The following is a 21,287-nucleotide window of genomic DNA, read 5'->3' on the forward strand; positions in this document are numbered from 1 at the left end:
AGTAGCAATTTCCGAACCAGAGTGCCGAACAAGCGTTTAACAGGCATTCAGGAAATCGCCGGGATGGGATTAGTGCACGAAAACGGGCGCCGTGGAAGACCCGCACTCTTTTGGTTCTTCGGGAAGCCGATTACCCGAGCAGGTCCTGCAGTGTTCCCAGATGGTCAGCCTCTTCGACCGGCTTGTCCTGGCGCCAACGCAGCATTCGCGGAAACCGCACCGCAATCCCGCTTTTATGCCGCTTGGACAGGGCAATGCCCTCGAAACCCAGTTCAAACACCAGGCTCGGTTTGACGCTGATCACCGGACCGAATTTTTCGACGGTGGTTTTACGCACGATGCTGTCGACCTGACGCATTTCTTCATCGGTCAGTCCGGAATAGGCTTTGGCAAAAGGCACCAGTGTGCGTTCGCTGGCGTCGGGCGGGCCGTCCCAGACCGCGAAGGTGTAATCGCTGAAAAGACTGGCCCGGCGCCCATGACCGCGCTGTGCATAGATCAGCACGGCGTCGACGCTGAACGGGTCGACTTTCCATTTCCACCAGACGCCCACATCCTTGGTTCGACCCACGCCGTAGAGTGCGTCGCGAGCCTTGAGCATCATGCCTTCTACGCCGAGCCGACGAGACGCTTCGCGCTGCCGGGCGAGATCGAACCAGTCCTCGCCGGTCAACAGGGGCGAAACCAGCAACGCCGGGTGATTGCAGTGGGCAATGACCTGCTCCAGTTGCGCCCGCCGCTGCACTTGTGGCTGATTGCGCCAGTCCTCGCCCGCCCATTCCAGCAAGTCGTACGCGAGGATGACCACGGGTACGTCACTGAGAATTTTCTTGCTGAGGGTTTTACGGCCGATCCGCTGCTGCAAGAGAGCGAAGGGTTGCACGGCGGGCGAGGTCGGCATTTGTGGATCGAAGGCGTCTTCGGTTTCCGCTGGAGCGCTTTTCCAGGCAACGATTTCGCCATCGATCACCGTGCCATCGGGCAGGCAGTGGATCAGGTTCTGCAGTTCGGGAAAGCGCTCGGTCACCAATTCTTCACCCCGTGACCAGACCCACAGTTGTCCGCCGCGCTTGACCACTTGGGCGCGGATGCCATCCCACTTCCATTCAACCTGCCAATGGCTGGCGGGGCCGAGCACCGCCTCGAATTGTTCGACTGGTTGCGACAGGGCATGGGCGAGAAAAAACGGATACGGCTGACCGCCACGCTGGGCATGTTCGTCGTCCGACTCGGCGGCGATCAACTTCAAGTAGCTGGCGGCGCTCGGGCGGTTGGACAGATCGGTGTAGCCCACCAGGCGCTGCGCCACACGTTTGCTGTCCAGATGAGCCATCGATGCGAGCGCGCGGGTCACCAGCAGTTTGGAGACACCGACGCGAAAACTGCCGGTGATCAATTTGATGCAGAGCATCAGGCTGGTGCGGTCCAGTTGCGACCAGAGCCGGGGAAGTTGTTCGGCGAGTACCTCAGGAGATTCGCCGCGCAACGGCAGCAACTTGTCTTCGATCCACATCGCCAGACCGTCAGTGGACGCGTGGGGCGCATCGGGCAGTATCAGCGAAATGGTTTCGGCCAGATCGCCGACGGCTTGATAACTCTCTTCGAACAGCCACGACGATAGCCCGGAATAGGTCACCGCCAAATCTTGCAGAACGCGCACGGGTACCAATTGCCGTGGCCGCCCCCCGGACAGGAAATACACCGCCCACGCGGCATCTTGCGGTGCGGCGTGCGCGAAGTAGCGTTGCATCGCCGCCAGTTTGGCATTGCTTGAAGTCGTGGCATCGAGCTCGGCATACAACTCGGCAAATGCCTTCATGGCAGCGTCTCGACCGGCGCGGGTTCGGGGGTCGCCGGTTCTTCTTCATCGTCGCCGTATTCGGTGTCGAAGGCCTGGGCGTCGAGACCTTGCTCGCGCAGGTGCCGTACCAGCACGGCGACAGAACCGTGGGTGACCATCACTCGTTCGGCTCCACTCTGTTCGATGGCCCACAGCAATCCAGGCCAGTCAACGTGATCGGAGAGTACGAAGCCGCGATCCACACCGCGTCGCCGACGCGTGCCGCGCAGGCGCATCCAGCCGCTGGCAAAGCCGTCACTGTAATCGCCGAAGCGACGCATCCAGGTGCTGCCACCGGCGGACGGCGGGGCGATGACCAGCGCTTTGCGCATTATCGGGTCGCTCTTTTTGACCTCGCCGGCGTAGATCGTGGGTGGCAGGTGAATACCCGCTTCGCGGTAAACCCGGTTCAACGGCTCAACCGCGCCATGAGTGAGGATCGGGCCGAGGCTGGCGTCGATACCGTGGAGAATGCGCTGGGCTTTGCCGAAGGCGTAGCACAACAGAACGCTGGTTTTATCTTCGGCCGCGTTGGCTTGCCACCACTGATTGATCTCGGCGAAGACCTGCGCCTGGGTCGGCCAGCGATAAATAGGCAGGCCGAAGGTCGACTCGGTGATGAAGGTATCGCAACGCACCGGTTCAAACGGGGCGCAGGTGCCGTCAGCTTCGATTTTGTAATCGCCGGAAGCGACCCAGACTTCGCCGCCATGTTCCAGTCGCACCTGGGCCGAGCCGAGGACGTGTCCGGCGGGATGAAAGCTCAGGGTGACGCCGTTGTGCAGCAACCGCTCGCCATAGGGCAGCGTTTGCAGGTTGATGTCTTGGCCCAATCGCGCGCGCAGCACCCCTTCACCGGGGGCCGCCGCCAGATAGTGGCGGTTGCCGATGCGCGCGTGGTCGCCATGAGCGTGGGTAATGACCGCCCGGTCGACCGGTCGCCACGGATCGATGTAGAAATCGCCGGCGGGACAGTACAAGCCTTCGGGACGCGCGATGACAAGATCCATGGCATTGCCCAGTGGAGGGACTTGTTAGCTATGAGGTTGGCGCGGGGAGAGAAGTTCTATCGGGATGTAATGGGCAGCGCCAACCCAATGTAGGAGTGAGCCTGCTCGCGATGAGGCCATGCCAGTCAGTGTTAAGGTGACTGATAGACCGCTATCGCGAGCAGGCTCGCTCCTACAGGTTGAATGCGTGTTACTTGCCCGGTGTCAGGGTCAAGCGCTTGGTTCCGTACACCTTGTCAAAGTTTTGCGGCTGCATTGGCAAGCTCTGGTATTGACCCTTGAGCCACGGATCGATGCTGTTCAGGTAGTTCGGGCTGGCCGGGTTGCCGGACTGGCCGGTGGCGTTCTGGCCCATCAGCGGTTCGGGCTGGCCGAAGTCGACGATAAAGCGCATGGCCGGTGCCAGCGTCGTATTGAAGTCCTGACCCCAAGCGAACGCAGCGGTATTGAGCGTGGTGTGATCGCCGCCGGCCGGCAGCGGACCGCGTACGGTCTGGCCATTGGCGTTCTTCCATTCATAGCGATGCAATTTGCCCCACTGCCAGGCTTTGTGATCGCCACCCAACTGGCTGTCGCCGGCGGTCATTGCCGCTGCGAGGCTGCGAGCGAGGATCGCCGGTTTGTCTTCTTTCTGAGCGGTGCGTGCATCGTCCCAGAACGGACTGTCTTCGCGGCCCAGCAAGTGGTCGGCCTGAGCGGCATAGGACAACTTGCCGTTGGCGACGAAGGCTTTCCAGGCCGGGCTGCTTTCCGGGCCCAGTTCATCGAGGAAAATCTGCTTCATGCTTTCTTGCAAGAACAGCTCGTAGATCGCCGCGTCGGTGGAGGTCGGCGCCAGTTTGCCGTCGAACGCCATCAAGCGTGTCAGCGCCTCGCGCGCCTTGCCACGATCCGCCACCGGCAGGGCTTCGATCGCCTGTTTGAGCGGCTGGGCCATGCCCGGTGCTTCGAACATTTTCTTCAGCTTGGCGGCGAAGGTAGTGGTCTGGTCGTACTGCATGGCGATCAGGCTGCGGGTGTCGTGTTTGCCCACGCCGGCCAGTTCGGCCAAACGCTCGCCGCGCTCCGGGGCAGACCAGGAGTTGGACAGCTGCATGCCGTAGCCATGGGGAATGACCCGCTGGTTGGCGGTGCCGAGCCAGCCTTGCGCCGGGTCCTGATCGTAAGGGTGCAGCATCGGGTCGGCGTAACCGTCCCAATCGTAGCGATCTTCCCAGCCCGGCGAGGGCAGCAGGCCTTCGCCTTCACGGCGGTTCGGGTAACGGCCGGTGACTTGCCAGCCGATGTTGCTGGCATCGGCAAACACCAGGTTCAAGGCAATGGCGCGGATCTCGCGGCTGGCGTCCGAGGCTTTCTCGACGCTCTGCGCACGGGACAGGTCGAAAAACGCATCAAGAGATTTGTCGTCAGTGAAGTTCGGTGTCTGCAATGCCAAGCCGAAACCGCTGCCCTGTGCCAGGCCTTGGGCGCTGTTGAGGAGCGGACCATGGCGTGTTTCGTACACGACTTCGCGAATCGGCCGCTGGCCTTTGACGAAATAGGTTTCGTTGCGCACGATCGCCGGCTGCCATTTGCCGTTGGTTTCGTAGGCGAGACCGTTGCCCTGGCGGCGGATTTTTTCCAGGAACAAATCCTGGTTGTCGCCCATGACGCTGGTCGTGCTCCACGCCACTTTGCCGTTGAATCCGCCCAGCACCATTGGCAACCCGGCGATGGTTACGCCGGAAGCCTGATACTTCGGCGCGCGAATCTGCACATAGGTGAACAGCGACGGCACGCCCAGCGGGCCATGGCTGTCGCTGGCCAGCAGGCTTTTACCGCTGCGGCTGCGTTGCGGGGCGATCGCCCAGTTGTTCGACGAAGTGGCGCCGAGCAGATTCAGGTCAGAGAGCTGGCCTGTGGCTTTGCTGATGTCAGCCAGCCCCGGAATTTGTCCATTGAGCTTGATGCCTTGCAGCTTTTCGCTTTCGGCCAATGGCAGTTTTTCGTCGGGAGCGGACGGCGTCAGCCACGGCAGTTTGTCGGTAGTGAGCGTTTGCGCGAGCACCAGCGCGGAAATTTCTTCTGGCAGGTTGGCGGACTGGCTGAAGTTCAGCAGGCAGAAAATCAGCGCCGAATCTTCCGGCTGCCAGTATTCAGGCTTGTAGCCGCTGGCGGCGAGGTCCGCCGGCAACTTGTCGCGGTAGCGGAACAGGTAAGCGTTGACCCCGCGAGCATAGACTTCGAAGAAACGCTTGAGGCGCGGCGAAGACGCCTTGTACAGCTCACCGGCGCTTTTCTTCAGGTTGACGGCGCGCATGTAGCGGTCAGCGTCCAGCAGGTCCGCACCGTGCATTTCGGCCAGACGACCCTGGGCGAGCAAGCGCAGGGTGACCATTTGCGTGATGCGGTCGCTGGCGTGCACATAACCGAGGCTGAACAGCGCGTCGTGGAACGTGCTGCTTTCGATCAACGGCATGCCCATGGCATTGCGGCGCACCGAAACATTCTGCGCCAGACCCTTCAGCGGCTGTACGCCGGAGGTCGGTGGAAGGGTGTCCTGGGCGTTGAAGCTCTGACAACCGGTCAGGCTCAAAACCCCCGCCACTGCTGCGGCAACGCCGAACCGGGGTAGAAAATGTGTAAGGGCTGGCGAGGCCATGGCAAAGCTCCTGCGGGGGTAGCGTCAGTAAAGGCGCTACGTTAGTGAGCGGGAGGTGGGCGCGCAAGCGGGGTAATGGGTTATTTCAGGATTTGTCTGATAAGTTCAGCGACCAGTGGTCAGGGAGATTCGTCGGTATGGAATTAATGGCAAACGCAGCATTGATCATCATCGATCAACAGAAAGGCATCCTTCACCCCAGGCTCGGCCGCCGGAACAATCCCGAGGCCGAGGAACGCATGCTGGAACTGCTGGGCCATTGGCGGCGCAACGGGCGGCCGATCGTTCATGTGCAGCATCTGTCGAGATCGGAAGACTCAGTGTTCTGGCCACAGCAGTCGGGCGTGGAGTTTCAGGAACGATTTCTGCCATTGCCGGGTGAGCATCTGATTCAAAAACAGGTGCCGGATGCGTTTTGTTCGACGGGGCTGGAGGCTCTGTTGCGCGAGGCGGGGATCGGGCAATTGATCATCGTTGGCGTGGCGATCCACAACTCGGTGGAATCCACGGCGCGCACGGCGGGCAACCTGGGGTTCGATACCTGGGTGGTCGAGGATGCGTGCTTTACCTTCGACAAGGCTGACTTTTTCGGGCATGCCCGCTCAGCTGAAGAGGTGCAAGGGATGTCGCTGGGGAATTTGCATGGGGAGTATGCGACGGTGGTCAGTACCGCAACGATTTTGCAGGCAGGTTGAGAAACCTGTGGGAGCGGGCTTGCCCGCGATGGCGATTTATCTGACACATCGATGTTGAATGTCCCGCCGTCATCGCGGGCAAGCCCGCTCCCACAGGGATTGGCGTTGTGGGAGCGAGCCTGCTCGCGATGGCGATTCAGCCGGCGAAGAAGCTCTTCGCCCGAAGCATCAAGCGCCGTGGCACTTCTTGAATTTCTTGCCGTTGCCGCATGGGCAAGGGTCGTTGCGGCCGACGTCTTTCAGGGCGTTGCGCACCGGTTCCTGGTGGGCGTGGCCGCAGTTCGGGCCGTGGACATGGCCATGGTCGTGATCATGGTGGTCATGATCGTGGTTGCAGTCAGGGCCATGGACATGGGGTTGCTGGGTCATCGGGGTTACTCCGGAATTAGATCGGCGGGGATTATCACGCCATTACGCGCCAGGTGCACGTAGTGAGCGATGAATAAACCGGTTTCCATCTCACCTTCCAGACGATAGGGAATGGCCTGCTCGGGTTTTTTCAGCTGTTTGACCAGATCCTTGACCTTGGGCCACAGATTAGTGCGGATCGGCACCCGGTAGGAACGGCTGGCCTTGGGCCCGATGGTCATCCAGTGTTCATGCGCGCCATCGGCCAGCAGGATGCCGCCCAGGTGAATGCGATACTCAAGGCCGCGTACGGTCAGCTCGTTTTCGCTGCGGTTGTCGATGCGAAAGTGCAGGATGAAACGCTGCTCCAGCAGCTTGGCCCGCACCACCTCAACCCTGGCCAGATGCACCTCGGGGTCTGGCTCGTCATTGCTGAACCAGGACGCGCAGCCGCCGAGCGCCAGACAAAAGGCAAGCGTGAGCAGACATTGTGCGAGTCGCCGGGTGATCATGGTCGTTCCTCTCCCTTGAACCCCAGTCTAGTCGTTAAAAGATCGCAGCCTTCGGCAGCTCCTACAGGGTGTCCGCAATCCGAAGTAGGAGCTGCCGAAGGCTGCGATCTTTTAAAAGCATCACCTCAACTGCCGAAATACCCCGAACAGCACTTCTTGAACTTCTGCCCGCTGGCGCACGGGCAGGCGTCGTTGCGCCCGATGTCGAGTGCGACGGTGGGGTCGATGAAGTACCAGCGTCCGGTGTTCTGCACGAACGATGAACGTTCGCGATGACTGTGTTCGCCGCTGCCGTCGTGCCAGCGTGCGGTAAATGTCACGAAAGCGTGTTCCGGCTGGCCGCCGAGCACTTCGGAGCTCTCTACCTCAAGGCCCAGCCAGGTGCTTTGCGCGCTCCAGTCGCTGATCGATTGCCGATCGAGCCCGGCTTGCTGGGCGGGCAGGGTGGTTGCCACCAGGTAATCGATCAGGCCCAGCACATAGGCGCTGTAGCGCGAACGCATCAAGGCTTCCGCGCAAGGAGCCGGGTGACCGGCATGGTAATGACCGCAGCAGGCGTCGAGCAGGGTGCCGCTGCCGCAAGGGCAAATGGATGTACTCATTGCGTTACCACCAATATTTCCCGAAGTTTTCCGGATTGGCCCAGAACCGCGAGTTGAGCCAGTCAGGTACTTGTTTGTAGTCAAGCAGATCATAGGTGAACAGGGTCAGCACTTGATCATCACGCTGGAAGCGCTCGCTGGCTTGCAGGGCCAGGGAGAAAAAATCCGTTTCCTGCCAGCCGCTGGCGGGCAAGTCCGCCAGTACCACGATGCGGCTGGCGTTGAGGTTGCGGATGCCGCCCAGCAGATTCAGACCGTCGCGCTTGGGCAGGTGTTCGAGGCAATCGACCACCAGCGCCAGGTCAAACCGGCGGGCCGCCAATTCGGCGGGCAACGGCCCGGGCGCCGCGTGTGCCACACAGCTGTCCGGGTGCGCGAGCTTGAAGGCTTCGAGCGCGGGGAACTCGCTGGCGCCGATCAGCAACAGGCGCGAAGGGGCGTATCGGTCCAGCAAGGCGGCCAGCGCCTGTTGCGGGGTACGCGAAGAAATACCTGCAATCATTGAATATCCTCACTCAGATCTGCCAAGACTAGCCTGCCCGCCAGTTCGAGCCTAGAGCGGGTTTGCCGCAAAAGTGACGATCTCCCGTGAATACGGGACAAAACTGCAATGGCCTATTGCTGGCGGAGAATTAAACTCCGGTCTTTACTCCCTGAATCGGTTCTAAGCCGATCCTTCAGGAGAAAACTAGATGAGCATAGTTCGGACAGCATTACCCCTGGTTCTGCTAACCAGTGTGTTGACTGGTTGCGCAGGTTTGCAGAAAACCGACTGGCCGACCTGTGCGGCGGTCGGTGGTGTCGTAGGTGCGGGTCTCGGCGCGACCGAGAGTTCCTCATGGGCCGGTTATGGCGCATTGGTAGTCGGCGCTACGGCGGCAGCCTATTGCTGGGTTCACGGTGATGGCGACGAAGACGGCGATGGCGTGCCGGATAGCCGCGACAAGTGCCCGGGCACGCCTAGAGGCGTACAGGTCGATGCCGATGGTTGCCCACCACCAGCACCTGCTCCAGTGGTTGAAGAAGTTGTGGTAGTCAAGGAAGAAACCATCGTCATTCGTGATGTCCACTTCCAGTTCGATAAAGCTACATTGACCCAGGCTGACAAAGGCGTGCTCGACAAGATCGCCACTCGCCTGAAAGGGGAAGCACCTAACGCCCAACTGACGGTAACCGGTCACACCGACAGCGTGGGCAGTGATGCTTACAACCAGAAACTGTCGGATAAACGCGCCCACTCGGTGGTTGAATACCTGATCCAGGAAGGCGTGCCACGCAGCAGCTTCGTGTCTGTTGCCGGTGCCGGTGAAAGCCAGCCGGTTGCCGACAACAAAACCGCTGACGGCCGTGCGATGAACCGTCGCACTGAAATCAAAATCAACCGCTAGGTCCCTCGCATCCGCGGCTTGTGCAGTCGCGGATGCGGGTCTTTACTCCTGTGTAACCGGCATTGGCCGGTGACACAGGAGCTTTCAACATGACCAATCTCACACGGACCGTCTTGCCGGTTCTGCTGCTTGGCAGCCTGTTGACCGGTTGCGCTACTCACAGTGATGGCACTGCCCCCCTCAATCAACGTACCTGGCCGATCTGCAGCCTCATTGGCGGACTGGTCGGCGGAGGCCTGGGCGCTATCGAAAGTGGCGGTTGGGCGGCCGGTGGAGCGGCGCTCGGTATCTTGACCGGTGGTTTGATCTGCTACGCCCAGGATGGCGATGAAGATAGCGATGGCGTTTTCGACCGCCGTGATCGCTGCCCCGACACTCCGGCCAATACTCCTGTGGAACATCACGGTTGCCCGCTGCCGCAATACCCGGCCAGCGTGAAACCTGCGGAACCGGTTGCGCCTGAAGTCATCACGTTGAGCAATGACGTGTTTTTTGGTTTCGATAAATCGGACCTGACGCCGACCGCGCAAAGCGAGCTCGATGCGATCATGAGCAAGTTGCTGGACGCCGACGTGGTGAGCATCAAAGTGATCGGGCATACCGACAGCGTCGGTGCGGATACTTACAACCAGGCCCTGTCGGAACGTCGCGCCAACAGCGTTGCCGAGTACCTGTTGAGCCAAGGCGTGGCGCCGAACAAACTCACCAGCGAAGGCAAGGGTGAAAGTCAGCCGGTGGCCGACAACGAAACCGAAGAAGGTCGCGCGAAAAACCGTCGCGTGGAGTTGCATATCAATCGCTGAGCCGCGGAATAGAGCCGTCGAGCGTGGATTAACCAGGTTTCGACGGCCATTCGGCGATCTTCATGAAGATTTTTCGTTTGCCCTCTGGCTTATCCCGCGTGGAAGCCGTTACTGTGCGCGCAAAGAATAATTCTCATCGAGGGTCGTATGAAGGTGATATGGGGGCTGGGGAAGCTGTTGACCCTGCTGTTCTGGGCGGTGGTGCTGGTCAATCTGCTCATGCCGTTTATCCATCCGCTGCACCAGTTGACCAATCTGGCCGGCGGTGTCCTGGCGATCCTTCACTTGCTTGAAGCGCTGCTGTGCAATCGCAGCCTAAAAGGTCGCGCCCATCCTTGGCTCGATCGCCTGAAGATCTTGATTTTCGGCGTTTTCCACCTGCAAACCATCCCCGCTGCCACCGCATCTAAGGCTTCCCATGCGTAAACTCTGTCTGCTCGCCGCCCTCATCAGCCCACTGGCCTGCGCTCAGGTAGTGAGCGTCGAAACCAACTCGTTGATGCGTCTGCCCAACACTGCCAGCACCCTGCAACTGGAACGCCTGGAAGTGGCGGACTATGGCACGTTGCTGATTCCCTCGAACGTGACCGAAGTGACTGTTGGCGAACTGCACCTGGGTCGTGACGCTCGAATCGCGATCGTGCCCAGTGAGCAGGCGCTGGAATTGAAAGTCAGCCGTGCAGCGTTGTCCGAGGGCAGCCAGATCACCGCTCGCGGCGCGCCGGGTACTTATCTGAAGGCCGCTCGCTCCGGACGCAATCTGAACCTGCAGATCAAGACCCTGAGCGCACCGCAATTGCTGGTTGACGCTCGCGGTGGCGCGGGCGCGCCCGGATTTGTCGGCCTTGACGGGGCCAATGGTCAGGCGCCGGGATGTACTTGGGGCCAGGCCGGACGGGGTGCCGACGGCAGCAACGGCAGTGATGGTCAGCCAGGTGCCCCGGGGGCATTGGTCAAACTGGCGGTGCCGCGAGATTACCCGGCAGAACAGATCAAGGTGCAAGTGGCCGGTGGTGCCGGTGGCCTGGCGGGTCCTGGTGGTAAACCGGGAGCGGGCGGTAAGGCCAAGGGCTGCTTTATCTATACAACCGATGGCGGCAAGGGCGGCAAACCTGGTACCGACGGGCAACCGGGGCCTGCCGGCGCGGCGGGTTCGGTAGTGGTGCAGCGGTTGTAGTCTGATTTTGAGATAGGTGTAGTCAGTTAGATCGTCATCGCGGGCAAGCCTTGCTCCTACAGTATTCATGTCGGTCGCGGATATCGTGACCGACTTCAAACCTGTAGGAGCAAGGCTTGCCCGCGATGCTTTTAGAACGCTGGACGCACCGCAGCAATGACCACAACCACCAAACCCACCAGCAAATTGATCCCCACCAACCGCCGAATCCGCCCCAGCACCGCCGCCCCGGCCGGCCAATCCTGCGCTTCCACAGCCGTGCGCAGTTCCGGCAGCATCAATGCCTGAATCCGGATAAACAGCGCGGTCATCACCACGTACAAACCCATCATCACCTGCACATAGCGCGGCGCGTGTTCAAAACCGCTGAAGTTCAGGTTCAGCATGACCACGCCACTGACCGGCAACAGCACCACCGCACCCCAGACCCAGCGGAAAAAACCTTGAAACACTTCTACCCACAGCTTCAGCCGGGCAGGGCCCTCCAGTGCGGTGATCGCCGCGGGGCGCAAGACCATCCAGGCGAAAAACATGCCCCCCACCCATACCAGTGCGGCAAGGACATGCAGGCTATAAACAAGGCTAAAAGCGGTCATTCGGGTACTCCGTTCTGCGCGGGATTCATTAGCGGGGTATGATAGCGGCCGAACCGAACTACTGAAAATTTATCCAGCGTTTTTGCGCCCGAAAATTCATGATCAGCACTGAACTCAAAACCACGATCCAGGGCGCCTACTCGCGTTTTCTCGAAGCCAAGAGCCTCAAGCCGCGCTACGGCCAACGCCTGATGATCGCCGAAATTGCCAAAGTCCTCGGTGATATCGACACCGACGACGAAGGCCGGCGCAGTGGCGACCCCGCGATTGTCGCGGTGGAAGCTGGCACCGGTACCGGTAAAACCGTGGCCTACAGCCTGGCAGCGATCCCGACGGCCAAGGCTGCTGGCAAGCGGCTGGTGATCGCCACCGCGACCGTCGCCCTGCAAGAGCAGATCGTCTACAAGGATTTGCCTGACCTGATGCGCAACAGCGGGCTGAACTTCAGCTTTGCCCTGGCCAAGGGGCGCGGGCGCTACATGTGCCTGTCCAAGCTCGACATGTTGCTTCAGGAAGGCCACGCACAAACCGCCACCGCGCAGCTGTTCGAAGAAGAAGGCTTCAAGATCGAGGTCGATGAGGCCAGTCAGAAGCTGTTTACCAGCATGATCGAAAAGCTGGCCGGCAATAAGTGGGACGGTGACCGCGACAGTTGGTCCACGGCCCTGGAAGACGCCGACTGGGCGCGCCTGACCACCGATCACAGCCAGTGCACCAATCGCCATTGCCCGAACTTCGGCCAGTGCGCCTTCTACAAGGCTCGCGAAGGCATGGGCAAAGTCGACGTGATCGTCACCAACCACGACATGGTCCTGGCCGACCTGGCCTTGGGCGGCGGCGCCGTATTGCCAGACCCGCGCGACACGATCTACGTGTTCGACGAAGGCCACCACCTGCCGGACAAGGCTATCGGCCACTTCGCCCATTACACACGCCTGCGTTCCACCGCCGACTGGCTGGAAACCACCGCCAAGAACCTCACCAAACTGCTGGCCCAACACCCGTTGCCGGGCGATCTGGGCAAGCTGATCGAACAGGTGCCGGAGCTGGCGCGAGAGATCAAGACCCAGCAGCAGTTCATGTTCACCGCGTGTGAGCAAGCCGCCGACTTCAAACCCGGCGAAGACGTCGAAGGCCGCGAACGGCCGCGTCACCGCTTCGTCGGCGGGGTGATTCCCGAGCACATGCGCGAGATGGGCATCGAGCTGAAAAAAGGCTTCGCCCGTCTGACCGACGTGTTCACCCGCCTGACCGAACTGCTCAAGGAAGGCATGGACGGCGAGGTCAACATCGGTATCGCCAGCAACCAGGCTGAAGAGTGGTATCCGCTGTTCGGCAGCCTGTTGTCGCGTTCTTCCGGCAATTGGGAGTTGTGGACCGCCTTCACCGTCGAAGACCCGGAAGACAACCCGCCGATGGCGCGTTGGCTGACCCTCGCCGAAAGCGGCTCGCTGTTCGACATCGAGGTCAACGCCAGCCCGATCCTCGCGGCGGAAATGCTTCGCCGCAACCTCTGGAACGTGGCCTATGGCTGTCTGGTGACCTCGGCGACCTTGACCGCCCTCGGCACCTTCGACCGCTTCCGCATGCGCGCCGGCCTGCCGAAAAAAGCCGTGACCGCGGTTGTGCCGAGCCCGTTCCATCACGCCGACGCTGGCGTACTGCGGGTGCCGAACCTCAACGCCGATCCGCGAGATGCCGCAGCGCATACCGCCGCGATCATCCGCGATCTGCCGGACCTGGTCGAAGGCTCGCGCGGGACGCTGGTGCTGTTCTCGTCGCGTAAACAGATGCAGGACGTGTTCGACGGTCTCGACCGCGACTGGCGCAAGCAAGTGTTCATTCAAGGCAACCTGTCGAAACAGGAAACCCTGAACAAACACAAGGCGCGGGTCGATGGCGGGGATTCGAGTGTGTTGTTCGGCTTGGCGAGTTTTGCCGAAGGGGTCGACTTGCCCGGCGCCTATTGCGAGCACGTGGTGATCGCCAAGATCCCGTTCTCGGTGCCCGACGATCCGGTCGAAGCGGCGCTGGCCGAATGGATCGAAGCCCGGGGCGGCAATCCGTTCATGGAAATCTCCGTTCCAGACGCCTCGCTGAAACTGGTCCAGGCCTGCGGGCGCTTGCTGCGTACCGAAGAAGACCGCGGCACCATCACTTTGCTCGACCGGCGGCTGGTCACCCAGCGCTATGGCAAAGCGATCCTCAATGCGTTGCCTCCTTTCCGACGTGAAATTTCCTGAAACACCGGTGGGCAGTTTTGCCCGCCGCGTTGTCTATCTTTCAGCCATCGCTTTTCCACTGGCCCATTGAAGGTCGTTAGGGAGAATTTCGTTCTCATGATTCGCCGTTCGTTGCCTGCCGTTTTTGCCCTGTTGTTCGCAACGCCTTTGCTGGCCGCTCCCGCCGGGCAGCAGACGCTGTTCAACTTTGTGCGCCCCGCCGACGTGGTCCAGGTGGCGACTCAGGACGCCAGCCTGCCGCAATCCAACGCCGAGCAAACCGCCGAAGGTGAAGTGCTGCGCCGGGTGACGTTCAATCCGGTTGCCAAGCCGACCCTGCGCCTGACGCCGCAGACCGGAGCCTGGGACTGGTCGCAATCGGGCGTCATGAGCCTGCGGATCCAGAGCGCCATGGATTGGGCCGTGACCCTTTACGTGACCATCCAGAGCAACGATGGCAAGACGCTGGTCAGCCGTGTCGATCTGCCGGCCGGCCCGGCGCAAACCCTGTTGGTGCCATTGCAACCGACGACGCCGCTGAGCCAGGGCATGAAGTCCGGGCCGCCGATGCCAATGACCGTCGACGGTCAACGCATCCTGCTGACCAGTAGCGCCGGTGAACTGGATCGCAGCCAGGTGGTGTCGGTGAGCGTGTCGATGGATCAACCGAAAGTCGCCCAGAGCATCTTGCTCGAGCGCTTTGGCGTTCAGGACAGCGAGTCCGTCACTCAGGCTGTGTATGGCGGATTGGTGGACGCCTATGGCCAATCGACCCGGGCCAAATGGCCGGAGAAAGTAAGCAACGATGAACAGCTGAAAAGCGCCGCCGCCAAGGAACAGCAACAGCTGAAAACCTGGCTGGCCGAGCGCGAAAAATCGTCGCTGGACAAATTTGGCGGCTGGAGCAAAGGCCCGGCCTTCAAGGCCAGCGGCTTTTTCCGCACCGAGAAGCGCGACGGTCGCTGGTATCTGGTGACGCCAGAAGGGCATCCGTTCTATTCGCTGGGGGTCAACACCGTAACGGCGGACGTCAACCAGACGTACATTGTCGGTCGCGAGTCGATGTTCGAATCCCTGCCTAAAGCGGACGAGCCTTTGGCCAGTCACTACGGCGAAGGCGACAACCGTGGCGGCAACGGCGTTGATCAGGGTCGGGGCTTCAATTTCGGGCGCTGGTATGACTTCTATGGCGCCAACCTGCAACGCCTGTACGGCGACCCTTGCGCACTGGGCAGCGATACCAAGGCCGGAGTCGCCGCAGCGGCCAAGGCTGACGCGGTAGAAGCCACGGCAGAAAAAGCCGCCGAGCAACCGGTTGCGCCTTCGAGCGCTGAATCCGGTATTGCCGAAGCGGCCAAAACCGATGCCGTCGACGCGACCGCAGCCAAAGCGGCCGAGCCGGCACCCACTGAACCCTGCAAAACCGCATTCGACGAAAGACGCTGGGCCAGCCACACCCTCGATCGCCTGCAAGCCTGGGGCTTCAACACTGTCGGTAACTGGAGTGCGCCGGCCTTGGCCAACGCTGACCGCGTGCCGTACACCTTGCCGCTGTCGATCGTCGGCGATTACGCCAGCATCAGCACCGGCAGCGACTGGTGGGGCGGCATGCCCGACCCGTTCGATCCACGTTTCGCCATGGCCACCGAACGTGCCGTGGCCATCGCCGCCCGTGATCATCGCGACGATCCATGGCTGATCGGTTACTACGCCGACAACGAACTGGCCTGGGCCGGTCCGGGCGATGACCCGAAAGCCCGCTACGCCCTGGCTTACGGCACTTTGAAAATGACCACCGACGTGCCGGCCAAGCGTGCCTTCCTCAAGCAACTGCGCGACAAGTACCGCAATCAGGCGGGCCTTTCCAAAGCCTGGGGTATTGATCTGCCAGCCTGGGAATTGATGGAAGATCCGGGTTTTGTGCCGCCGCTGCCAAGCGCGGAACATCCGGAAATCGAAGCGGACTTCAAATACTTCCAGAAGGTCTTCGCCGACACTTACTTCAAGACCATCTCCGACTCGCTCAAGTGGCATGCGCCGAACCAGCTGTTACTGGGCGGCCGCTTTGCCGTCAGTACGCCAGAAGCGGCCGAATCCTGCGCCCAGTATTGCGACGTGTTGAGTTTCAACCTGTACACCCTGCAACCGCAGGACGGTTACGACTTCGCCAAACTGCGCAGCCTCGACAAGCCGGTACTGATCACCGAGTTCAACTTCGGCTCCGCTGATCGCGGCCCATTCTGGGGCGGCGTGACGCAAGTGGCGAAGGAAGAAGACCGTGGCCCGGCCTACGCCAACTTCCTCAAACAGGCACTGAGCGAACCGTCGATTGTCGGTGTGCACTGGTTCCAATACCTCGACCAGCCAGTGACCGGGCGTCTGCTGGATGGCGAAAACGGCCACTTCGGCCTTGTGGGTATCACCGATCTGCCATTCCAGGGTTTCGTCGACAGCGTGCGCAAGAGCAACCTGGCGGCCGTCGATCAGTTAAGCAAAGAAGCCGAGAAGGCCGCCGCCGAGGCGAACAAGGCCAGCCACGACGCCGAGGGCGGCAGAGAAGCCGATGCCGGCAAAGGGCCGGGGAAGGGCGCAGGTGGGCATTCCGGTAAAGGCCACTAAAAGCTGATGCCGCCAAGATCGCAGCCTGCGGCAGCTCCTACAGGATGAACGCATTGTCATTGTAGAAGCTGCCGCAGGCTGCGATCTTTTGATCTTGATCTTCAATTGACCGCCCGGCCCGCCCCTGTTCCCAAAACCCTCAAGGGCTGGAACAATGCGGGCCACTTTGTAGAGCGTTTATCCGGGGAGTTGCGGGTGCAGATTCAGGGTCATTACGAGCTTAAGTTCGAGGCAGTGCGTGAGGCATTCGCGGCGCTGTTCGACGATCCCCAGGAACGTGGCGCGGCGTTGTGCATCAAGATCGGTGGCGAAACCGTGCTCGACCTCTGGTCCGGCACCGCCGACAAGGATGGCGCCGAGGCCTGGCACAGCGACACCATCGCCAACCTGTTCTCCTGCACCAAGACCTTCACCGCCGTGACCGCGCTGCAACTGGTCGCCGAAGGCAAGCTGCAACTGGACGCCCCGGTGGCCCGCTATTGGCCGGAGTTCGCAGCGGCCGGCAAAGAATCCGTGACCTTGCGCCAACTGCTCTGCCATCAGGCCGGTCTGCCGGCGTTGCGCGAATTGCTGGCTCCCGAAGCGCTTTACGACTGGCAAACCATGGTCGACGCCCTGGCGGCCGAAGCTCCGTGGTGGACGCCGGGTGAAGGCCATGGCTATGCGGCCATCACTTACGGCTGGTTGGTCGGCGAGTTGCTGCGCCGGGCTGACGGTCGCGGACCGGGTGAATCCATCGTGGCGCGGGTCGCCAAGCCGTTGGGCCTGGATTTCCACGTCGGCCTGGCCGATGAAGAATTCCATCGCGTGGCGCACATCGCCCGCGGCAAGGGCAACGTCGGCGATGCCGCGGCCCAGCGTCTGCTGCAAGTGACCATGCGCGAACCGACCGCCATGACCACTCGCGCATTCACCAATCCGCCGTCGGTGCTGACCAGCACCAACAAGCCGGAATGGCGACGCATGCAACAACCCGCGGCCAATGGCCACGGCAACGCCCGCAGCCTGGCCGGATTCTACGCCGGTCTGCTGGACGGCAGCCTGCTGGAAGGCGAGATGCTTGATGAACTGACCCGCGAGCACAGCCTCGGCGAGGACAAGACTCTACTGACCCGGACCCGTTTCGGCCTGGGTTGCATGCTCGATCAACCGGATGTGCCCAATGCCACATTCGGCTTGGGTCCGCGCGCGTTCGGGCATCCGGGCGCAGGTGGTTCCATCGGTTTTGCTGACCCGGAGCACGATGTGGCTTTCGGTTTTGTGACAAATACACTGGGGCCGTACGTCTTGATGGATCCGCGCGCACAAAAGCTTGTGCGGGTACTGGCCACTTGTCTGTAAATCCCGCTGGAGGGTCCCAGGTCAGGAACCCGATAGCCTTTTCAGTTTCAAAGCGTCTGTTTATGCGGGCCGATCGGGCCTGATTTTTTTATGACCTCATTTTTGTGGATATCCAATGTCAACCAAACCAACCCTCGCCTTGGCACTGTGCTTCGCTATTACCGGTTGCGCACAGAATCCGAAAAATGATGCGGACGGCGGCAGCTGGTGGCCATTCGGTTCCTCCGACAAAGTCGCCGCCAAAGAACCGGCTCCGGCACCCTTGAAACCCGCCGTAACTGCTCCGGTGGCAAAGGCTGAAAGCTCCAACCCGTGGTACTGGCCGTTCGGTTCCGAGGAAGTTCTCGACAAAAAGCCGGAGATCAAGCCGCAGGCCAAGCCTGTCGAAGTCGCCAAGGCTGACGCGCAAACAGGCGGAAGTTGGTGGTGGCCGTTCGGCGGCAAAGAGCAAACCACCGCCAAAGCCGTGCCGATGCCGGATCCAAAAGTCACCCAGGCCTGGCTCGACGACTATGAGCCGCGCCTACGCACAGCGATCAAGGACAGCAACCTGCAACTCGAACGCCGTGAAAACGTGTTGGTGGTGATCGCGCCGGTCGAAGGCTCGTTCAACCCTGATCGCCCGGCCATGCTGTTGCCGGTGACCCTCGGTCCGTTCACCCGTGTTGCGAAAATCCTTGAAGTCGATCCAAAGACTGCCGTGTTGGTACTCGGCCACAGCGATACCTCGGGCGCCGCGCCGGCCAACGTCAAGTTGAGCCAGGAACGTGCTCAGGCTGTCGCAGCGATCTTCCGTCTCAGCGGTTTGCAGCGTGATCGTCTGATGCTGCGTGGCATGGGCGGCGAAGCCCCGCGTGCCGCCAACGACAGCGTTGAAGGGCGTGCGTTGAACCGCCGTGTCGAACTGCTGGTGACCCCGCAAAACACCATGGTCGCGTTGCTGAGCAAATACAACATGCCAGCCCCGGCACCTGTGCGCATGGTCGCTGCCCAGGACATCAAGCCGGTTGCCAAGCCAGTGACGCCTGCACCCGCCGATGCAAAGAAAGCGGCTGCACCTGTAGCGAAAAAAGCGCCAGCCAAGAAAGCTGCCAAAGCACCAGCGAAGAAAGCCCCGGCTAAAACCGCGACTCCGGCGAAAAAGACTGCACCGGCCAAAGCCGCTGCCGACACCAAGAAAGTCGCCGCCGCCGATACCACAAAGAAGTGATTCGTTAACCAGAAGGAATGCGCCATGACCAAGGCCCTGGCTGATATGCGCCGCGACTACACCCGTGATGGCCTGACCGAGGCGCAAGCCCCGGCTGAGCCGTTTGCGCTGTTTCACCAATGGTTCGCCGACGCGGTGAAAACCGAACAGGCGCCGGTGGAAGCGAACGCCATGACCTTGGCCACGGTCGACCCGGACGGTCGGCCGCATTGCCGTATCCTGCTGCTCAAGGGGCTGGACGAGCAGGGTTTCACCTTCTTCACCAATTACGACAGCGCCAAGGGACAACACATCGCCGCGAACCCGTTTGCGGCCATGACGTTCTTTTGGCCAACCCTGGAGCGCCAGGTGCGCATCGAAGGGAGAGTGGTGAAAGTCACTCCTGAAGAATCCGATGCTTACTATCAGGTTCGTCCACTGGGTAGCCGCCTCGGTGCCTGGGCTTCACCGCAAAGCCGGGTAATCGCCGATAGGGGGGAACTGGAAGCGCTGCTCAAGGATACCGAGCAACGTTTCAGCGACAGTCAGCCGCATTGCCCTGAACACTGGGGTGGTTATCGTTTACTACCTGAGCGCATCGAGTTCTGGCAGGGCCGTTCGAGCCGCCTGCACGATCGCCTCAACTATCGTTTGCAGGGCGCCGACTGGATTCTTGAACGTCTGGCACCTTAAGCAGTCTACCGCTCGAGATAGCCTGTCGCAGCGGCCTCCAGCCACTGCGGCAGGTCTCGACGCTTGATCTTCTGCGCTTGAGCGTTCGCCAGTTGCTGGAGCATGAACGCTTTTTTGCGTTCGTCGTCGCCAGCCAACGCCAGCGCCAGGTCGCGGTCCATCCAGCGTTTGATCCGTACGTACAGCCACCAGTGGAAGTACAGACCGGCAGCGGTCGTGACGACGATGATAAAGTAATCCATGAAAATCCTCGGCCAGCGGCGCCAGATTGCCGAATTTGCCGCTAATGTGTGGTGAGTTCGCGCGCGGGGCCTGTACTGGAACTGAATGAAATCATTTTTATCCGGGCGATGCCGTGACAGGCGTCAAGCTGCGGAGTTTAATGAATACCTGTCCTTTGGAGTTGATGCTATGCGTAAGTCTGTCCTGCTGGTTGCTTCCTTTTCCACGATGGCGATGTTGCTCACCGGTTGCCAATCGAGCCTGACCGGTGACTCCTACTCCCGTGACGAAGCGCGTCGCGTGCAGACCGTTCGCATGGGCACCATCGAAGCACTGCGCCCGGTGAAAATCGAAGGCACCAAAACCCCGATCGGCGGCCTCGCCGGTGCAGCGGTCGGCGGCGTTGGCGGCAGCGCCATCGGTGGCGGTCGCGGCAGCATCGTGGCTGCGGTCATTGGCGCCGTTGCTGGCGGCCTGGTCGGCTCGGCAGCTGAAGAAGGCCTGACCCGTACCCAGGGCGTGGAAATCACCGTCCGCGAAGACGACGGCAGCACGCGCGCCTACGTGCAACAGGTTCAGGAAAACGAAGTGTTCCGTGTTGGCGAACGTGTACGGATCGCCACGGTTGACGGCACCAGTCGCGTTACACACTAAGCGGGAATTTGGGTAAAGGAAAACCCCGATCAGGTAGCTGGTCGGGGTTTTTTCTTTTGTGCAGCCATATCTTGGGTTTTTACTATCAGTTTTGATAGTGGCCGGCTTTAACCGATTGGACGATAGTAATGACCCTTTCAATGCACCAATAGGAAATCACCCATGCAATCCAAAAATGGAACATTGCTCAGTGTGTATGGATATGACGCACTGAATCGTCTGGGTTTCTGTGCGCTATTCGGGCAATCAAGCACTAAACGGTTCTATATGAAGGATCGACTGGCAACTGAAATCGATAGCGCTGTGCAACGTTCTATTTTTCAGTGTGTTGGCGCAGTACATGCGCAGCAATGGTGCAGCCGGCACCACTTTGCTCGCCACTGATTTGAAGCGCTCTGTGTTGAATACGCTCGATGTGGGAAGACAACCCAACCCTCTCATTTATACACCCTATGGTCACCATTCTTCAGCAGGCGGTTTACTCAGCTTGCTCGGTTTCAATGGTGAACGGCGAGATCCGGTGACAGGACATTATTTGTTGGGCAATGGTTATCGTGCATTTAACCCGGTGTTGATGCGATTTAATAGTCCGGACAGTTTGAGTCCGTTTGATGAGGGCGGGGTAAATACCTATGCGTATTGCGGTGGAGATCCATTGAATCGTGAGGATCGTACGGGACATGTTTGGAATTTTCTAAAGCCCTTGTTAAGGGCTATGCATATCATAAAAAAACC

20 protein-coding genes and 1 pseudogene are annotated in these 21,287 nt (G+C 60.6%); 12 read left to right on the forward strand and 9 right to left on the reverse strand.

The genetic code is table 11. The features are described 5' to 3' along the window. Positions 1 to 130: 130 nt before the first annotated feature. The 3 genes from V6Z53_RS08670 to V6Z53_RS08680 all read right to left on the reverse strand — a co-directional run bounded on the left by V6Z53_RS08670 (position 131) and on the right by V6Z53_RS08680 (position 5,491). Complete coding sequence (locus tag V6Z53_RS08670) at positions 131 to 1,819, reverse strand: ATP-dependent DNA ligase (protein ID WP_338585101.1); 1,689 nt, start codon at positions 1,817 to 1,819, stop codon at positions 131 to 133. Then, positions 1,816 to 2,850, reverse strand: a complete 1,035-nt coding sequence (locus V6Z53_RS08675; RefSeq protein ID WP_338585102.1) for a ligase-associated DNA damage response exonuclease — start codon at positions 2,848 to 2,850, stop codon at positions 1,816 to 1,818. Before V6Z53_RS08675 ends, V6Z53_RS08670 begins: the two co-directional genes overlap by 4 nt. Before the next feature lie 190 nt (positions 2,851 to 3,040). After that, entirely contained in the window at positions 3,041 to 5,491 is a 2,451-nt protein-coding gene (locus V6Z53_RS08680) for a penicillin acylase family protein (protein WP_338585103.1), read from the reverse strand. Between the two features lie 137 nt (positions 5,492 to 5,628). On the opposite strand from V6Z53_RS08680, the gene V6Z53_RS08685 reads away from it, so the two are divergent. Continuing rightward, positions 5,629 to 6,186, forward strand: coding sequence for a cysteine hydrolase family protein (locus tag V6Z53_RS08685; RefSeq protein WP_338586469.1), 558 nt, complete (start codon positions 5,629 to 5,631; stop codon positions 6,184 to 6,186). A gap of 168 nt (positions 6,187 to 6,354) precedes the next feature. Here the strand turns inward: V6Z53_RS08685 and V6Z53_RS08690 are convergent, their stop codons facing one another. From V6Z53_RS08690 to V6Z53_RS08705, 4 genes are all read right to left on the reverse strand, one after another. Then, positions 6,355 to 6,555: an SEC-C metal-binding domain-containing protein gene (locus V6Z53_RS08690; protein WP_034146774.1), complete on the reverse strand. Its 201-nt coding sequence runs from the start codon at positions 6,553 to 6,555 to the stop codon at positions 6,355 to 6,357. 5 nt (positions 6,556 to 6,560) lie between these two features. Beyond that, complete coding sequence (locus V6Z53_RS08695; RefSeq protein ID WP_338585104.1) at positions 6,561 to 7,046, reverse strand: LEA type 2 family protein; 486 nt, start codon at positions 7,044 to 7,046, stop codon at positions 6,561 to 6,563. A gap of 125 nt (positions 7,047 to 7,171) precedes the next feature. Next, positions 7,172 to 7,648 carry a YchJ family protein gene (locus V6Z53_RS08700; protein WP_338585105.1) on the reverse strand — a complete coding sequence of 159 codons (477 nt, stop codon included), beginning with the start codon at positions 7,646 to 7,648 and terminating at the stop codon, positions 7,172 to 7,174. Positions 7,649 to 7,652: 4 nt separating this feature from the next. After that, the gene (locus tag V6Z53_RS08705; protein WP_338585106.1) at positions 7,653 to 8,150 is read right to left on the reverse strand and encodes a DUF6231 family protein; all 498 of its coding nucleotides are present in this window, start codon (positions 8,148 to 8,150) and stop codon (positions 7,653 to 7,655) included. A 190-nt stretch (positions 8,151 to 8,340) separates the two neighbouring features. Here V6Z53_RS08705 and V6Z53_RS08710 point away from each other — a divergent pair, with 190 nt between their 5' ends. The 4 genes from V6Z53_RS08710 (at position 8,341) to V6Z53_RS08725 (ending at position 11,016) form a co-directional block, all read left to right on the forward strand. Next, positions 8,341 to 9,036: an OmpA family protein gene (locus V6Z53_RS08710; RefSeq protein WP_338585107.1), complete on the forward strand. Its 696-nt coding sequence runs from the start codon at positions 8,341 to 8,343 to the stop codon at positions 9,034 to 9,036. A gap of 89 nt (positions 9,037 to 9,125) precedes the next feature. Continuing rightward, a complete protein-coding gene (locus tag V6Z53_RS08715; protein WP_338585108.1) occupies positions 9,126 to 9,839 on the forward strand; it encodes an OmpA family protein in 714 nt (237 codons plus the stop codon). Between the two features lie 147 nt (positions 9,840 to 9,986). Continuing rightward, the gene (locus V6Z53_RS08720; protein ID WP_338585109.1) at positions 9,987 to 10,265 is read left to right on the forward strand and encodes a DUF1145 domain-containing protein; all 279 of its coding nucleotides are present in this window, start codon (positions 9,987 to 9,989) and stop codon (positions 10,263 to 10,265) included. Continuing rightward, a complete protein-coding gene (locus V6Z53_RS08725; protein ID WP_338585110.1) occupies positions 10,258 to 11,016 on the forward strand; it encodes a collagen-like protein in 759 nt (252 codons plus the stop codon). The genes V6Z53_RS08720 and V6Z53_RS08725 overlap by 8 nt, the downstream gene beginning before the upstream one ends. 131 nt (positions 11,017 to 11,147) lie before the next feature. Here V6Z53_RS08725 and V6Z53_RS08730 read toward each other — a convergent pair whose 3' ends face one another. After that, positions 11,148 to 11,612, reverse strand: coding sequence for a CopD family protein (locus V6Z53_RS08730; RefSeq protein WP_338585111.1), 465 nt, complete (start codon positions 11,610 to 11,612; stop codon positions 11,148 to 11,150). Between the two features lie 98 nt (positions 11,613 to 11,710). Here V6Z53_RS08730 and dinG point away from each other — a divergent pair, with 98 nt between their 5' ends. From dinG to pdxH, 5 genes are all read left to right on the forward strand, one after another. Beyond that, positions 11,711 to 13,855 carry an ATP-dependent DNA helicase DinG gene (gene dinG, locus V6Z53_RS08735; protein ID WP_338585112.1) on the forward strand — a complete coding sequence of 715 codons (2,145 nt, stop codon included), beginning with the start codon at positions 11,711 to 11,713 and terminating at the stop codon, positions 13,853 to 13,855. 96 nt (positions 13,856 to 13,951) lie between these two features. Beyond that, positions 13,952 to 16,453: a beta-galactosidase gene (locus V6Z53_RS08740; protein ID WP_338585113.1), complete on the forward strand. Its 2,502-nt coding sequence runs from the start codon at positions 13,952 to 13,954 to the stop codon at positions 16,451 to 16,453. A 195-nt stretch (positions 16,454 to 16,648) separates the two neighbouring features. After that, on the forward strand, positions 16,649 to 17,794 hold the full coding sequence (locus V6Z53_RS08745; protein WP_338586470.1) for a serine hydrolase domain-containing protein: 1,146 nt from the start codon (positions 16,649 to 16,651) through the stop codon (positions 17,792 to 17,794). Positions 17,795 to 17,909: 115 nt separating this feature from the next. After that, a complete protein-coding gene (locus tag V6Z53_RS08750; protein WP_338585114.1) occupies positions 17,910 to 19,004 on the forward strand; it encodes an OmpA family protein in 1,095 nt (364 codons plus the stop codon). Positions 19,005 to 19,028: 24 nt separating this feature from the next. Then, positions 19,029 to 19,676 carry a pyridoxamine 5'-phosphate oxidase gene (pdxH, locus tag V6Z53_RS08755; RefSeq protein WP_338585115.1) on the forward strand — a complete coding sequence of 216 codons (648 nt, stop codon included), beginning with the start codon at positions 19,029 to 19,031 and terminating at the stop codon, positions 19,674 to 19,676. A 5-nt stretch (positions 19,677 to 19,681) separates the two neighbouring features. On the opposite strand, the gene V6Z53_RS08760 is transcribed toward pdxH, so the two are convergent. After that, positions 19,682 to 19,918 (reverse strand): hypothetical protein, encoded by a 237-nt coding sequence (locus V6Z53_RS08760; RefSeq protein WP_338585116.1) that lies wholly within the window; start codon positions 19,916 to 19,918, stop codon positions 19,682 to 19,684. A gap of 169 nt (positions 19,919 to 20,087) precedes the next feature. On the opposite strand from V6Z53_RS08760, the gene V6Z53_RS08765 reads away from it, so the two are divergent. After that, a complete protein-coding gene (locus tag V6Z53_RS08765) occupies positions 20,088 to 20,552 on the forward strand; it encodes a glycine zipper 2TM domain-containing protein (RefSeq protein WP_338585117.1) in 465 nt (154 codons plus the stop codon). A 162-nt stretch (positions 20,553 to 20,714) separates the two neighbouring features. Then, a pseudogene (locus tag V6Z53_RS08770) lies at positions 20,715 to 21,237 on the forward strand (RHS repeat-associated core domain-containing protein); the annotation flags it as partial. Positions 21,238 to 21,287: the final 50 nt, after the last annotated feature.

It is taken from the genome of Pseudomonas sp. MAG733B, from assembly GCF_036884845.1.
Taxonomy (GTDB): domain Bacteria; phylum Pseudomonadota; class Gammaproteobacteria; order Pseudomonadales; family Pseudomonadaceae; genus Aquipseudomonas.

Excerpts from the sequence above, each read along its gene's own strand:
- V6Z53_RS08670 (WP_338585101.1), bottom strand. The coding sequence starts at position 1,819 with ATGAAGGCATTTGCCGAGTTGTATGCCGAGCTCGATGCCACGACTTCA.
- V6Z53_RS08675 (WP_338585102.1), bottom strand. The coding sequence starts at position 2,850 with ATGGATCTTGTCATCGCGCGTCCCGAAGGCTTGTACTGTCCCGCCGGC.
- V6Z53_RS08680 (WP_338585103.1), bottom strand. The coding sequence starts at position 5,491 with ATGGCCTCGCCAGCCCTTACACATTTTCTACCCCGGTTCGGCGTTGCC.
- V6Z53_RS08685 (WP_338586469.1), top strand. The coding sequence starts at position 5,629 with ATGGAATTAATGGCAAACGCAGCATTGATCATCATCGATCAACAGAAA.
- V6Z53_RS08690 (WP_034146774.1), bottom strand. The coding sequence starts at position 6,555 with ATGACCCAGCAACCCCATGTCCATGGCCCTGACTGCAACCACGATCAT.
- V6Z53_RS08695 (WP_338585104.1), bottom strand. The coding sequence starts at position 7,046 with ATGATCACCCGGCGACTCGCACAATGTCTGCTCACGCTTGCCTTTTGT.
- V6Z53_RS08700 (WP_338585105.1), bottom strand. The coding sequence starts at position 7,648 with ATGAGTACATCCATTTGCCCTTGCGGCAGCGGCACCCTGCTCGACGCC.
- V6Z53_RS08705 (WP_338585106.1), bottom strand. The coding sequence starts at position 8,150 with ATGATTGCAGGTATTTCTTCGCGTACCCCGCAACAGGCGCTGGCCGCC.
- V6Z53_RS08710 (WP_338585107.1), top strand. The coding sequence starts at position 8,341 with ATGAGCATAGTTCGGACAGCATTACCCCTGGTTCTGCTAACCAGTGTG.
- V6Z53_RS08715 (WP_338585108.1), top strand. The coding sequence starts at position 9,126 with ATGACCAATCTCACACGGACCGTCTTGCCGGTTCTGCTGCTTGGCAGC.
- V6Z53_RS08720 (WP_338585109.1), top strand. The coding sequence starts at position 9,987 with ATGAAGGTGATATGGGGGCTGGGGAAGCTGTTGACCCTGCTGTTCTGG.
- V6Z53_RS08725 (WP_338585110.1), top strand. The coding sequence starts at position 10,258 with ATGCGTAAACTCTGTCTGCTCGCCGCCCTCATCAGCCCACTGGCCTGC.
- V6Z53_RS08730 (WP_338585111.1), bottom strand. The coding sequence starts at position 11,612 with ATGACCGCTTTTAGCCTTGTTTATAGCCTGCATGTCCTTGCCGCACTG.
- dinG (WP_338585112.1), top strand. The coding sequence starts at position 11,711 with ATGATCAGCACTGAACTCAAAACCACGATCCAGGGCGCCTACTCGCGT.
- V6Z53_RS08740 (WP_338585113.1), top strand. The coding sequence starts at position 13,952 with ATGATTCGCCGTTCGTTGCCTGCCGTTTTTGCCCTGTTGTTCGCAACG.
- V6Z53_RS08750 (WP_338585114.1), top strand. The coding sequence starts at position 17,910 with ATGTCAACCAAACCAACCCTCGCCTTGGCACTGTGCTTCGCTATTACC.
- pdxH (WP_338585115.1), top strand. The coding sequence starts at position 19,029 with ATGACCAAGGCCCTGGCTGATATGCGCCGCGACTACACCCGTGATGGC.
- V6Z53_RS08760 (WP_338585116.1), bottom strand. The coding sequence starts at position 19,918 with ATGGATTACTTTATCATCGTCGTCACGACCGCTGCCGGTCTGTACTTC.
- V6Z53_RS08765 (WP_338585117.1), top strand. The coding sequence starts at position 20,088 with ATGCGTAAGTCTGTCCTGCTGGTTGCTTCCTTTTCCACGATGGCGATG.